Annotated in this window: 13 protein-coding genes; 9 read left to right on the top strand and 4 right to left on the bottom strand. The window is 37.2% G+C overall.

The genetic code is table 11. The features are described from left to right. The first annotated feature begins 104 nt into the window (after positions 1 to 104). The 8 genes from I215_RS12305 to I215_RS12270 all read left to right on the top strand — a co-directional run bounded on the left by I215_RS12305 (position 105) and on the right by I215_RS12270 (position 7,932). Positions 105 to 626, top strand: a complete 522-nt coding sequence (locus tag I215_RS12305) for a DUF4136 domain-containing protein (RefSeq protein WP_008992302.1) — start codon at positions 105 to 107, stop codon at positions 624 to 626. Between the two features lie 83 nt (positions 627 to 709). Continuing rightward, positions 710 to 2,065: a UDP-N-acetylmuramate--L-alanine ligase gene (locus tag I215_RS12300; RefSeq protein ID WP_008992301.1), complete on the top strand. Its 1,356-nt coding sequence runs from the start codon at positions 710 to 712 to the stop codon at positions 2,063 to 2,065. A 138-nt stretch (positions 2,066 to 2,203) separates the two neighbouring features. Then, complete coding sequence (radC, locus tag I215_RS12295) at positions 2,204 to 2,902, top strand: RadC family protein (RefSeq protein WP_008992300.1); 699 nt, start codon at positions 2,204 to 2,206, stop codon at positions 2,900 to 2,902. Positions 2,903 to 2,951: 49 nt separating this feature from the next. Continuing rightward, a complete protein-coding gene (locus I215_RS12290; protein WP_237738962.1) occupies positions 2,952 to 4,217 on the top strand; it encodes a polysaccharide deacetylase family protein in 1,266 nt (421 codons plus the stop codon). Further along, a complete protein-coding gene (locus tag I215_RS12285; RefSeq protein ID WP_008992298.1) occupies positions 4,201 to 4,893 on the top strand; it encodes a YjjG family noncanonical pyrimidine nucleotidase in 693 nt (230 codons plus the stop codon). Before I215_RS12290 ends, I215_RS12285 begins: the two co-directional genes overlap by 17 nt. A gap of 37 nt (positions 4,894 to 4,930) precedes the next feature. After that, positions 4,931 to 5,593 (top strand): hypothetical protein, encoded by a 663-nt coding sequence (locus I215_RS12280; protein ID WP_008992297.1) that lies wholly within the window; start codon positions 4,931 to 4,933, stop codon positions 5,591 to 5,593. Between the two features lie 85 nt (positions 5,594 to 5,678). Continuing rightward, positions 5,679 to 7,100 (top strand): DUF5723 family protein, encoded by a 1,422-nt coding sequence (locus I215_RS12275; protein WP_008992296.1) that lies wholly within the window; start codon positions 5,679 to 5,681, stop codon positions 7,098 to 7,100. A 13-nt stretch (positions 7,101 to 7,113) separates the two neighbouring features. Continuing rightward, a complete protein-coding gene (locus tag I215_RS12270) occupies positions 7,114 to 7,932 on the top strand; it encodes a hypothetical protein (protein WP_008992295.1) in 819 nt (272 codons plus the stop codon). A gap of 20 nt (positions 7,933 to 7,952) precedes the next feature. On the opposite strand, the gene I215_RS12265 is transcribed toward I215_RS12270, so the two are convergent. After that, positions 7,953 to 9,230, bottom strand: coding sequence for a replication-associated recombination protein A (locus I215_RS12265; RefSeq protein ID WP_008992294.1), 1,278 nt, complete (start codon positions 9,228 to 9,230; stop codon positions 7,953 to 7,955). Between the two features lie 100 nt (positions 9,231 to 9,330). On the opposite strand from I215_RS12265, the gene I215_RS12260 reads away from it, so the two are divergent. Then, positions 9,331 to 10,134, top strand: a complete 804-nt coding sequence (locus I215_RS12260; protein ID WP_008992293.1) for a rhomboid family intramembrane serine protease — start codon at positions 9,331 to 9,333, stop codon at positions 10,132 to 10,134. Between the two features lie 23 nt (positions 10,135 to 10,157). Here I215_RS12260 and rlmB read toward each other — a convergent pair whose 3' ends face one another. From rlmB to I215_RS12245, 3 genes are all read right to left on the bottom strand, one after another. After that, positions 10,158 to 10,895 (bottom strand): 23S rRNA (guanosine(2251)-2'-O)-methyltransferase RlmB, encoded by a 738-nt coding sequence (gene rlmB, locus I215_RS12255; RefSeq protein ID WP_008992292.1) that lies wholly within the window; start codon positions 10,893 to 10,895, stop codon positions 10,158 to 10,160. A gap of 68 nt (positions 10,896 to 10,963) precedes the next feature. Then, positions 10,964 to 11,806, bottom strand: coding sequence for a hypothetical protein (locus I215_RS12250; protein ID WP_008992291.1), 843 nt, complete (start codon positions 11,804 to 11,806; stop codon positions 10,964 to 10,966). 35 nt (positions 11,807 to 11,841) lie between these two features. After that, on the bottom strand, positions 11,842 to 13,272 hold the full coding sequence (locus I215_RS12245; protein ID WP_237738961.1) for a SusD/RagB family nutrient-binding outer membrane lipoprotein: 1,431 nt from the start codon (positions 13,270 to 13,272) through the stop codon (positions 11,842 to 11,844). Positions 13,273 to 13,277 lie beyond the last annotated feature (5 nt).

The following is a 13,277-nucleotide window of genomic DNA, read 5'->3' as shown; positions in this document are numbered from 1 at the left end:
CAACTCGATGAAGCCCGAAGCCCATCATGTCATTAGCGTGTGGGTGGTTCACTAAGGTGAATGTTTTATATCGGTTAAAACGAAGTGCCTTAAAATTAAAAACGATGAAACCACATATTGTAATTATTGTTCTATGTTTTCTTGTTTCCAGCTGTGGGGTTCAGGTAGCCTATGATTATGACAGGAATTTTGATTTTTCAAAAGCACAGACCTATAATTACTTCCCTGCCATGAATAGCGGGATGAATCAATTGGATGAAAAACGTCTTCTAAGAAGTATAGATAGTTTAATGCATTCCAGAGGTTATCGCAGTAGTGAGTCTCCTGACTTGTTTATTAATATCAAAAGTTCTAATCGACCTAAACCAGTCAACAGCGCCGTTGGAATTGGAATAGGTGGAACCAACCGAAATATCGGTGGTGGGGTTTCCGTTGGAATTCCTATAGGTCAGCCAGACCAATACCGTCAAATCATCTTTGATATTATAGATGTTATGAACGATGAACTCATTTGGCAAGCCGTTAGCCAGAGTACTGTGTCGGAGTCAATGACTCCAAAGGCAAAAGAGGCTAAAATAAAATCCATAGTCAATAAGGTGTTCTCTAAGTATCCGCCACGTAAGTGAAATTGTTTTTTTGAACTCTTTGTCTAAGGGTCTTGAATGTGTATCTTTGTTTATTGAGAAAACATCAGTAGAATTCCGATACTTTGAAGATACATTTTATAGCTATAGGAGGTAGTGCTATGCATAATTTAGCTTTAGCATTACAACAAAAAGGACATCACATTACTGGTAGTGATGATGTTATTTATGAACCTTCTAAATCCCGTTTAGAAGCTGCTGGACTTGCTCCAGAGAGTTTCGGTTGGTTTCCAGAAAAAATAGATCATTCTTTAGATGCAGTTATCCTTGGAATGCATGCCAAGCTTGATAACCCAGAGCTTTTAAGAGCGCAGGAATTAGGTCTTGAGATCTATTCTTATCCAGAGTTTATTTATCAGCAAAGTAAGTATAAAACGCGTGTGGTTATTGGTGGAAGCCATGGTAAAACAACCATTACTGCGATGATTCTACATGTTTTGGATTACCATGATAAAGAGGTGGATTATATGGTTGGAGCTCAATTGGATGGTTTCGATACCATGGTAAAACTAACCGATGAAAATGATTTTATAGTCTTAGAAGGGGATGAGTATTTGTCTTCGCCTATTGATCGTAGGCCTAAATTCCATTTATATAAGCCTAATATAGCTTTACTCAGTGGTATTGCATGGGATCATATTAATGTATTTGAAACCTACCAAGACTATGTTGAGCAGTTCAAAATATATGTAGATTCGATCGTTGAAGGGGGAAGTATTACCTATAACATGGAAGATCCTGAAGTGGTCAAGGTAGTGGAGGAATCCGAAAATCAAATTCGAAAAATCCCCTATTACACACCTGAGCATTATATAAATGATGGAGTTACCTATTTAGAAACACCAGAGGGTGCTATGCCTATCGAAGTTTTTGGTAAGCATAATCTTAGCAATCTAGCTGGTGCCAAATGGATATGTCAGCATATGGGCGTTGACCAAGATGATTTTTACCAGGCAATTGCTAGTTTTAAAGGAGCCTCTAAACGATTAGATAAACTTGCTCAAAATAATAATACGGTTGTTTATAAGGATTTTGCCCATGCTCCAAGCAAAGTAAAAGCGACCTTAGGTGCTGTAAAAGAACAATATTCAAATAAGACTATTGTTGCCTGTTTAGAATTGCATACCTATAGTAGTTTAAATGCAACTTTTATAAAGGAGTATAAGGACAGTTTGAATGCTGCTGATACTGCTGTGGTATATTATACACCAGAAGCTTTAAAAATTAAAAAGCTCGAATCTCTTAGCATAGAACAAATCAAAGAGGCTTTTGGACGTGAGGATTTAATTATTTACACCGATCCTCAGGATTTTAGTGATTTCATATTTGACCTTGGACTTGATAACACGGCCCTTCTACTAATGAGTAGTGGTGCATATGGAGGTTTGGATATCGAAAAGTTAAAGGAAAGAGTTAAGTAAGATAAGAAATTAAAGAAGTCGATTCTATTTATAGCAATTAGGCTTTTATGCTAATAAAATGTAAAAAGTACTTTTTATTTGTTGATAACTAAGCTTGTACAAACTAAAAGGGAGATGGATCTTTAATAACTTTAGGACATGAAAGTGAATACTCCAAAAACTACAATCAAAAACTGGAGTGCAGATGATCGACCTAGAGAAAAGATGCTTTTGAAAGGTAAGGATGCGCTGTCAGATGCTGAACTAATTGCCATATTAATTGGTAGTGGAAATCGAAGAGAAAGTGCTGTTGATTTATCAAAGCGCATATTGACAACTTCGAGTAATAGTCTAAGTGTACTAAGTAGGCTGTCGGTTGAACAACTCATAAAATTTAGAGGTATTGGAAAAGCAAAGGCAATTGCTATTGTTGCGGCCTTAGAGCTTGGTAGAAGAAAACGGTTAGCAAAGGCTCTTCCAGATAATGGTTTATCACATAGTGCAGATGTCTTTGAATATATGCAACCTAGGATTGGTGATTTGTCCCATGAGGAATTTTGGGTTATTTATTTAAATAATTCCAATAAGGTGGTTAATACTGTTCAGCTCAGTAAAGGGGGGATTACAGGGACTTTGGTGGATATTAGATTGCTTTTAAAAGAAGCTGTGCTCACCAACGCCGTTGGTCTGATTTTGGCACACAATCATCCATCTGGAACCCTAAGACCCAGTGAGGCGGACAGAAATATTACCGAAAAAATAAATAATGCTTGTTATTCTATGGATATAAAAGTCTTAGATCACATTATTGTAACTGAAAAATCTTATTTTAGTTTCAAAGACGAAGGAATCCTTTAATATGTTATTAGTTTATACCTATAAAATCACGCCCAGGGTTAATTATATCATGAAGCATATCATTTCAAGAATGCTGAATGTGGATATACGCATTACCACCAAGGTGGAAGATTTTATCGCCCATAATGGTCCCAAGATTACCTATACTAGGCAACCACTGCAGAATGAATTTTTTATTAAAAGTCATGAACTGCTGTTCGAACAAGGTATATCGGATGTAGAAATCACCATATATGACTGGGAGGGTGTGCCGTGTTTTTTTCCAACCACTGAAAACTGTGCCCTTCCATTTGATGTTTTTGCTGCGAGCTTTTATCTACTTAGTCGGTATGAAGAATATTTGCCTCATGTTAAGGATGAGCATGGGAGATATCCTGTTACCGAAAGCTTGGCTTATCAGAACAATTTTCTAGAAATACCCGTCGTGGATCTTTGGGTGAAGCGCCTAAAAAGCGCTCTTCAAAGGCGTTTTCCTGAACTCCAATTAAAAAACAAGGAGTATCAGCAGACTTCAGTTATGGATATTGCTGTGGCCTATGCTTATCGTAAGAAAGGAGTTATCAGAACTATAGGCGCCACTCTTATTGATGTTTTTAAATTTAAGTTATCCAAGATACTTGATAGGTATTTGGTGTTGTTAGGTTTTAGGGAAGATCCATATGATTTTTTCTTTCGGGTAAATCAACTTCATAAGCAATACCAGTGTGAAGCGGTATTTTTCTTTTTAATGGCTGATTATTCGAATTACGATAAGAATATTTCGGTGATTAACTCTAGTTTTAAAACCTTAATCAAATCGGTGGCGGATTATAGCATCGTTTCACTTATGGCTTCTTATCGCGGTTTTGATGATTTAGCGGTTTTAAAAAAAGAGCGTAACCGGCTCATAAATACCATTAATAGGCCCGTTAAAAGGGTGCGTCAGCGCTTTAATCGACTGCATATTCCAGAGACTTATAGGCTCATGGTTGATGCTGGTTTTAATGAAGACTACACCATGGGTTATACCAACGAAGTAGGCTTTAGAGCAGGAACATGTAGTCCCTTTTATTTTTACGACATTAGTTTTGAAGAGCAAATTCCAATCCTTATCAATAGTTTTTGTGTTCAGTACACTAGTTTGTATAAGTTCAAAAGCGTTAGTAAAGCAGAGGAGAAGCTTCAAGAACTTTCTGAGCGGGTTCAAGAGGTTAATGGTGATTTCAATGTGGTATTTTCTAACGAGATCCTACAGCTTAATCAACGGAATTCTTGGAGGGACTTGTATATAAAATATTTAAAAATGAACCCTAATTATGATGAACAAGTCTCTTGATATAACCGATGTCTTTTTTGATTTAGATCACACACTTTGGGATTTTGAACGAAATTCCGAACTCACTTATCATAAAATATTTAAGAACTATAATCTGAAAATCCATCTTCCTGATTTCCTTAAGGTATACGTGCCCAATAACACCAAATTGTGGGGGTTGTATCAATTGGATAAAATCAGTAAAGAAGAGCTGCGTTATCAGCGGTTAAAAATGAGTTTTGATCAGATCGGATTATCGGTAACAGACCACGATATAGATTTGCTTGCGGATGATTATATTAAACACTTACCTAGCTTTAATCATTTATTTAAAGATGCCACAAACATTCTTCAATATTTAAAACCCAAATATAACCTTCATATTATCACTAATGGATTTGCGGAGGTTCAGGAGGGAAAACTGAAAAACTCTGGAATAGCTCATTACTTTGATGTAATTATGGATTCAGAAAAAGCAGGGGTTAAAAAACCAAATCCTTTAATTTTTCAAAAAGCTATGGATCTTGCTAATGCTGTCCCTAAGAAGTCAATTATGGTGGGTGATAATTATGAGGTAGATATATTAGGGGCCAAAAATGTAGGTATGCATACCCTGTATTTTAATCCTTTAAAACCAGAAACGGACGGGACCATTAATCAAATCAAAGGGTTGATTCAAATAAAAAATCACCTTTGATCTATACTAAAACAACCTACTTAGCCGTTATGTAATTATGAGAAAACTTGCCCAAAATCACCATTTTTATATCTTTCTCGCCGTTCTTCTGGTGTTAACTTCATGTGTCAAAGAAATGGACTTCGATGGAGTGAAAGATATTACTTTAGAGCCACAAATTGAGATTAAGTTGTTGAAGGGAGAATTCACCCAAGACTTTATGGTTCAGGAATTTGAGAAATACCTGCCATCTGGGGTGCCACTACAAGGGTATATTCCTGCTTCGATTAATTTTTCTTTACCAGAACCACATGAGAGACCTATCAGTTTAACTTCAGAAGAGCGTATTTTGGAGTATTTGGTTGATGGTACAAATGACGAAAGTGGCGAACCTACACCAGTATTGAAATTTGAATTCACAAACACTATCGACAGTTCTTTTGATTTTGATATTAAGTTGCTCGACAAAGATGGGGATCCAATAGAAGAGGATGGTGTAGAAGGAGATAGTGAAGTTCAAGCCTCTAGTGGTGGTGTCATTGAGAAATCAAATATCAGTTATTTTTATAGTGCTGAAAAGATCAAAAACGCAACAGATGTTTTCATAAGCTTTACAATGAGTACTGTCTCAGATCTCCACAAGGGGACGGATAATAGTTTGACTATTGATGCTAGTGGAGTCTTTAATTTTAATTATGATATAAGTAATGGATTACCCTAAATAACCGAATATTAGAACCAAAATTTCGATATAATTTCGAAAAAGAGTCGCCCTAACTCCTACTAGAATTTTAATTTGTATTATCATGCTAAACAAACGATCAATCGCTTGTGCTTTTGCCTTTATGTCTGTGGTAAGTCTATTTGCGCAAAATAAACAGCTTCTTTATAATTTTTCTGAGATACCACAATCATTAATGTTAAATCCCGGAGGTAAACAACCTGGAAGGGCCTATATTGGGGTTCCAATGTTATCTGGATTTCACGCAGGCGCTTCAAGCAGTGGGATTTCGGTCTACGATGCTTTTAAAGAAAATGGATTTGAAAATATGGATCGGCGATTGGATTATGTGATTAATAAGCTAGATCGCAATGATACACAAAGAGCTACTGAACAAATAGAATTTCTCAATGCAGGTTTTGAAATCGGTAACCTGTTTAATAAATATTTTTTAAGTTTTGGCCTCTATAAAGAAATTGACTTTTTTAACTATTGGCCAGATGATATGGCTTATTTAGCACATCACGGTAATAGAGTACCTGGAAGACGCTTTAATATGGCTGATGCGAATATTAAGGGGGAGGTTGTTACTGTATTACATGTAGGTTTACAGCACCAGCTCAACGATAAATGGACAATCGGTGGACGCCTAAAATTTTATTCTAGTAATATGGATGTTACTTCTACAAACAATAAAGGGTTTGTTGGAAGTGGTACGGAATCGGATCAAATTTTTAACGGTGATGCTGAGGTGCTTACCTCTAGTAATGCTAGATTAAAAGAAATCTATAGATATCTTCGAGATGATGTTTTTGACGGAGATATCAATCCTGTTCGTGATGCAATTGATATGCATAGAAAAGTTTACGCCGAGGGACCATTTATAACAGGTAATATAGGGGTGGGTATTGATCTAGGATTTACCTATGAGCCCAGTAGAAATTGGGCCTATTCTGCCAGTATAGTTGATTTGGGATTTATTAATCACAGCGATGATGTACTTAATTATGAGGTGACAGGTTCCTACGGCTTTGATGGAACGGGATCGGGGACCACAGCCGGTGATCTGCTGCAGGTTATTGAAGGTGATTTTGATAAAACCAACAATACAAATTCCTATACTACCATGCGTCCTGTAGAGTTTTATGCCTCAGCTATGTATCGTTTTGGATACTTTAGATCCAATAAACCATGTAATTGTCCTACAAGTAAAGAGCCGCCTTCTGCTATAGGATTGCAGTTATTTGCTGAGAAGAGACCACGAAATCCTGAGGTTGCTCTAACGGCCTTTTATTACCAAAAAATTTGGGAACCACTTAGAATCAAGGCAACATATACGGTAGATAAATATTCAAAAACGAATCTAGGCCTTGGATTGTCGTCACATTTTGCTAACTTTAACTTCTATTTATTGGCGAATAATTTATTGGAATATGGTAATTTAGCAGACGCCAATACATTATCCCTTCAGATGGGGTTAAATTATGTATTTCCAGTAAAAAGGTAAACCTGTATAAGTTATGAAGAAATTAATACTATTGGGACTGTTTTTAATTACAGCTTCCATCAGCGCTCAAGAAAGCCTAAATCAATACAAATACATTATCGTTCCTAAGAAGTTTGACTTTTTAAAAGAACCGAATCAATACAGGGTGAATACCTTTACCAAGTATTTATTTGAGAAAAATGGATTCACAGCTGTATATGATGATTCACAGCCTCAAGACCTACGCGTAAATCCATGTTTAGGACTAAAGGCTAATGTAGTGGATGAATCCAATCTTTTTACCACCAAGATGTTTATCACCCTTGAGAATTGCCAAGGCGTTACTGTATTTACATCAGCGGAGGGGAGAAGCAAGATCAAAGACTATGAAAAGGCCTATCACGATGCTATCGAAGAAGCCTTTGTTTCCATAGGTGCATTAAATTACTATCATGCTCCTGCTGAAAATAATATGGCCTTAATGCCAGCGGCTTCAGCTTCTACAAGTCCTATGGCTACTAAGGTTTCTGAAACTTCTGTAGCAACTCCTGTAGAGGATGCCAGTCAATCTGCTGAGAGTATGGCAAATTCAGCCTCATCTCAAGTAGAGGTTGCAACTGCTAGCACTGTTGATCAGTACAAAGATGTGCTATATGCACAACCAACATCAAATGGGTATCAACTTGTCGATAGTAGTCCAAAGGTTGTATTTAAACTAACCAAGACAACACAGCCAAATTACTTCCTAATTCAAGGAGGAAATGGTTTTGTATATAAGAAGGACGGTCAGTGGATTGCAGAATACTACGAAGGAGAGACTTTAAAACAAGAAGTTCTAAATATTAAATTTTAGTACTCAAATACAACTATGGGCTAGTACCCATATTTGTCTTTCCATCTTCTTTTCAAGAAATCACGCAGTGCATTTTCCCGTTGGTTGTTCCCTGGGCTATAAAAAGTAGTGTTGGAAATTTCTTTCGGGAGAAATTCCTGTTCCACAAAGTTATTATCATAACTGTGGGCGTATTTATATTCATCCCCATATCCTAAATCCTTCATAAGCTTTGTAGGAGCGTTTCTCAAATGTAAAGGTACACTAAGGTCACCTGTTTGTTTGACACATGTTATGGCCTTTCCGATGGCTTCGTAGGAAGCATTGCTTTTAGCTGAGGTTGCTAGATAAACTGCGCATTGGCTTAAAATAATTCGAGCTTCGGGATAACCTAGAGTAGTAACGGCCTGAAAAGTATTGTTTGCCATTATGAGTGCTGTAGGATTGGCATTTCCAATATCTTCAGAAGCTGATATTAACATGCGGCGAGCTATAAATTTCACATCTTCGCCACCTTCAATCATACGAGCCAGCCAATATAGTGCTCCGTTAGGATCACTACCACGAATGGATTTAATAAATGCAGAGACGATATCATAATGCTGCTCCCCAGTTTTATCATATAGCACAGTATTCTTCTGAATCTTCCTTGTGACTAAGTCGTCTGTGATTGTGATTTTATCTGATCCTTCAGAATTTATAAGTAATTCGAAAATATTGAGAAGTTTTCTTCCATCACCTCCGGATAAACGTAGTAGAGCTTCTGTTTCCTTTAGAGTGATTTCTTTTTTGGACAGCTCAGCATCCTGCTTTATTGCACGATGTAATAGCTGTTCTAAGTCTTGTTTCCCAAAAGCATTTAAAATATATACCTGACAACGAGACAATAGGGCCGGAATGACTTCAAAGCTAGGATTTTCTGTGGTGGCGCCTATTAAGGTCACCCATCCTTTTTCTACAGCACCAAGTAACGAGTCCTGTTGGGATTTACTAAAGCGGTGAATCTCATCAATAAAGAGTATCGGATTTTTAGTGGTAAATAAACCACCGCTTTGTTTAGCTTTATCGATCACTTCTCTGATATCCTTCACTCCACTATTAATGGCACTAAGGGTGTAAAATGGTCGTTTACTCTCCTGGGCAATAATATTAGCGAGGGTTGTTTTACCAGTCCCTGGAGGACCCCATAAGATTAAAGAAGGGATGTTGCCACTTTTGATTTGATGTGTCAGTGATCCTTCAGCTCCAACAAGGTGACTTTGGCTGATATAATCCTCTAGGGTTTTGGGTCTAATACGTTCTGCTAAGGGTTCATTCATATTTTCAAAATTACGGAATTTTACTAGGAAGTAAGACAGTCGGTTTCTGACAAATTATCAGTATTTTTAAATTGGACTTGTTTTTGAACAGTAGCATTTTATGGATAGATATGAACCTTTTAAACTTTCCCTTAATGTACTCATTTTCCCAATGCTATTCGGGATCTTGATCTGGAGTGTTTATTGGTTTGAGTTGACCTTTGGCTACGACTTCAACAAATGGGGAGTTTATCCTAGAACACTTTTAGGCTTAAGAGGGGTTCTTTTTAGTCCATTTATTCATAGTACGGTAGACCATCTTTATAGCAATACGCTGCCTTTAATGATTCTCAGCGCAGCACTTTTTTATTTTTATGAAAAAATTAGTTGGAAGGTGCTACTTTATGGTGTCTTATTTAGTGGTTTTTTAACCTGGGTCATAGGACGTTCTTCGTATCATATCGGTGCAAGTGGAATAATTTATGTCCTAGTAAGTTTTCTGTTCTTTAAAGGGGTTTTTGCAGGTAATCGGAGATTGATAGCCCTATCCCTTGTTGTAGTATTTGCCTATGGAAGTATGTTTTGGTATATGTTTCCTATCGAAGATAGAATATCCTGGGAAGGTCATTTATCTGGTTTTATATCTGGACTTCTTTTGGCGATTTATTTTAGATCTGCTGTATTACCTAAGGAGAAATATACTTGGGAAAATGAAGACTATAATGAATCAAATGACCCTTTTCTTAGGCAGTTTGATGAGAATGGAAATTTTATACCCTATAGTGAGTTACAAACTCTTGAGGAGAAAGAAATGGATACCCCAGAGGAAATAGAACAATCACCCAAAAATACCCAAGGAAGGTCAGATGAGTTTAAGATCATATATCACTATAAACCTAGCTCCACGGATAAGCGCGGCTCTTAATTAAAAAATATTGGTAAAGAGTCTTAAGACATGCGTTGTCTTAGAGTTTCATATAGGAATACACCACAAGCAACCGAAACATTTAAAGAACCAATTTCTCCAAGAAGGGGTAATTTAGCCTTTTGGTCAACTGCTTTTAATACTGATGGGGCGATACCCACATCTTCCGAACCCATAACTATTGCTGTCGGCGTCGTTAAATCTACGCTGTAGATGTCATTATCCGTTTTTTCTGTTGCTGCTACTACCTGAATTCCGCTAGCTTGCATGTGGAAAACGGCATCTTTAATATGGTCAATTTTACATATAGGAACTCTAAATACCGCGCCAGCAGAGGTTTTAACGGTATCTGCTGTCACTGAAGCGCTTCCTTTTCTTTGGATTATTATTCCATGAACTCCACAGCACTCTGCGGTACGAATAATGGCGCCAAAATTACGCACATCAGACAATTGATCAAGTAAAAGGAATAGGGGAGTGACATCGGATTCAAGGGTTTGATTAACCAGATCATCCAAATCGTAAAACTCGATTGGCGAAATATTGGCAACTACTCCTTGATGATTGTTTTTAGTTAAGCGGTTAAGTTTTTCAATAGGAACATAAGAACTGCCGATCTCATGTAGTTTTAAAAGGGAATTAAGCTGCTGAAATAAATTGCCCTGCAGTCCTTTTTGAATAAAAACTTTATCAATGGTCTTTCCTGATTGAATAGCCTCAATAACGGCTCTTATTCCAAAAATTTGATACTTGTCTTCCATGGGGTAAAGGTACATAAAAAAACCACCTCGAATTGAGGTGGTTTAATATAAGTTGGTTATAATTATTACTACTGTCTTGTATATGTGGCAGTGTAACCCCCAATACCGAAGAAAGTGTCGTCTAATTCTAAAGTTAGTACACCTGTTTCTTGATCCCAGGATCCTCCAACAATACAACCAATACCATTACTTCCACAGAAATCAGTAGTACCAGATACTTCACCACAAACTACAGAAATTGTACCTGCATTTGTAAGGGTTGTATTTTGAGTACAGTACTGTAACAAACCTCCATCTGCAGTTTCTAGATTCCAATTTCCATCTGGAGTTTTTGTTATTTTAACTGATGGAATTGTGCCTGTTGATCCTGCACCGCAATATGAATTTGTTACCGTGTAAGTCCCAGATAAATCAGCAAAACAGTTTACCTGAACATTAAAAGCATGGTTGTTGTATATGTAAGACTTCCCGTTAGCGTGATGTACCTTAACTGCAAATTTGAATATGTCACCGATTTTTAAATCATCTGCACTTATACCAGTACCTTCTGTAAACTGACTTAATTCAGTTAAGCTAACATCAAATGGTAAACTTTCATAAGTTGCAACTGAAGTTTCTTCACCACCATTAAATTGTTTAACTAATTCAAAATTTGATATAAGACTTTCGTCTTCTACAGAAGCCTTATCTACGTGCATCTCTAGTGTGCTTACAGTGAAATCTACAGGAGAATTGGCAAGATCCTCTGGATTTAATGGAACACCTTGGATTGCGCCCTCGCCTTCGATGGATATTTCCACTCCAGCAATTACCCTATTCTCGAAGATTGGATGCTCTTCACCATCTTTATCACAACTTGTTGTAAAGGAAGCAATGAAAAGTGAAGCTAAGAGTATATTTATTTTTTTCATTTTAGTTTATTTTAATTTAAACCTAGAGTATGTTATTAGTTTTTATCCCACCAAATCTTGGTTGTTAGCTTGTCTTCGCCTTGCTCAGCAATTGCAGCTTCCACATTTTCACCATTTAATGCTACTTCATCGTTAGGATAAGTGAATCTTGTAGGAATGCTACCAACGCCAGGTTGTGGGTCAATAGCTAAAGGTAAATTCGCTGGAATGTCAGTTCTACGCCATTCTGCATAAGATTCATAACCTTGCATGAATGTACCAACCCAAAGTTGTTCACCAATAGACTGTAGGCCATTATACGTTGGAGTATAATCACCTGGCTCTAATCCGTTTTGCTCCAATGAAGCATCGATTCCAGCTTGGAAATAAGTAGCAGCATCACCACTAGCTCCAAACCTTTCAATTGCCTCAGCAATCAATAAGTTTACTTGGACTGCATTGATAAAGTAGAGTTCAGCGTCACTAGCCATGTAATGGTCACCTATATTAGAAACGTATGCTCTAGGGAATCCTGAAGTTTCAGGATTCAGATAACCTGCAGGTTTTCCGATGTATTCCCCGTCTGGATTTGGTTCCGCGTATACTTCTAATCTTGGATCACTTTCCGCTTTCATGAACTCAACTAAGGATTCTCCAACACACCATTCTTCTTGGCGGCTATTAAGAGCAATTCCATAGACTGGGTTGATATTAGGTGAACTTTCTCCTGTATAGGAAATAAAAGCATTATCTGTTACACTTGTAATAAGATTTCCTGAAGCAATCATGGATTGTATCGCAGAAGCACTAAATAAATCAGTATCTGATACTCTCATCATAGCTCTGAATTTAACTGAAGTGGCGAATTTAATCCATTTAGATATGTTTCCACCATAAATTAAGTCTTGGTCACTATTAATAGTTCCACCTGCGTTGAACTTGGCAATAGCTTCATCCAAAAGCTCAAATATTCCAGCATATACGTCACGCTGACTGTCGTATTTAGGATTGTAGTTCCCATCACTAAGCCCCTTGTTAGCTTCGCTAAACGGGATGTTTCCAAATACATCTGTCAATGTTTGATAAGCAACTGCCTTAAGAGTTAAAGCTGTACCTTGGATAGCTGGGTTGCCAGCTTCTTCAGCCAATCTGTACATTTCATCAGCATCAGCTATAACATTTATATATAGATCGATCCAGAGGTTGTCAATCGAACCTGTACGAGGGAAGTATCTATCAGCATCGTTATATACAGGCTGGGATGTGTGTTGTACCCAGTTCGAAGCCGCTTCGTTTGCTAAGAAGTAATCGTATCGTCTATTTATTAACGTACGCTCTATTGCTCCAAGTTGTAGGTCTTCAGAGATGACGGTTGGTCTATCAGGATCTGTATTTATTTCTTCGAAATCGCTATCACAGCTAGTGGCGAAAATCATTCCACCCAAAATAGCCATAAAAGGAAGTGTTTTAAATATTTTTTTCATCATTTGTT

It is taken from the genome of Galbibacter marinus, assembly GCF_000300875.1.
Lineage (GTDB): Bacteria > Bacteroidota > Bacteroidia > Flavobacteriales > Flavobacteriaceae > Galbibacter > Galbibacter marinus.
This window is presented reverse-complemented; position numbering and strand designations above follow the sequence as displayed.

What these genes read in the sequence shown, in the direction of transcription:
- I215_RS12305 (WP_008992302.1), top strand. Translation starts at nt 105, where the DNA reads ATGAAACCACATATTGTAATTATTGTTCTATGTTTTCTTGTTTCCAGC.
- radC (WP_008992300.1), top strand. Translation starts at nt 2,204, where the DNA reads ATGAAAGTGAATACTCCAAAAACTACAATCAAAAACTGGAGTGCAGAT.
- I215_RS12290 (WP_237738962.1), top strand. Translation starts at nt 2,952, where the DNA reads ATGAAGCATATCATTTCAAGAATGCTGAATGTGGATATACGCATTACC.
- I215_RS12285 (WP_008992298.1), top strand. Translation starts at nt 4,201, where the DNA reads ATGAACAAGTCTCTTGATATAACCGATGTCTTTTTTGATTTAGATCAC.
- I215_RS12280 (WP_008992297.1), top strand. Translation starts at nt 4,931, where the DNA reads ATGAGAAAACTTGCCCAAAATCACCATTTTTATATCTTTCTCGCCGTT.
- I215_RS12275 (WP_008992296.1), top strand. Translation starts at nt 5,679, where the DNA reads ATGCTAAACAAACGATCAATCGCTTGTGCTTTTGCCTTTATGTCTGTG.
- I215_RS12270 (WP_008992295.1), top strand. Translation starts at nt 7,114, where the DNA reads ATGAAGAAATTAATACTATTGGGACTGTTTTTAATTACAGCTTCCATC.
- I215_RS12265 (WP_008992294.1), bottom strand. Translation starts at nt 9,230, where the DNA reads ATGAATGAACCCTTAGCAGAACGTATTAGACCCAAAACCCTAGAGGAT.
- I215_RS12260 (WP_008992293.1), top strand. Translation starts at nt 9,331, where the DNA reads ATGGATAGATATGAACCTTTTAAACTTTCCCTTAATGTACTCATTTTC.
- rlmB (WP_008992292.1), bottom strand. Translation starts at nt 10,895, where the DNA reads ATGGAAGACAAGTATCAAATTTTTGGAATAAGAGCCGTTATTGAGGCT.
- I215_RS12250 (WP_008992291.1), bottom strand. Translation starts at nt 11,806, where the DNA reads ATGAAAAAAATAAATATACTCTTAGCTTCACTTTTCATTGCTTCCTTT.
- I215_RS12245 (WP_237738961.1), bottom strand. Translation starts at nt 13,272, where the DNA reads ATGATGAAAAAAATATTTAAAACACTTCCTTTTATGGCTATTTTGGGT.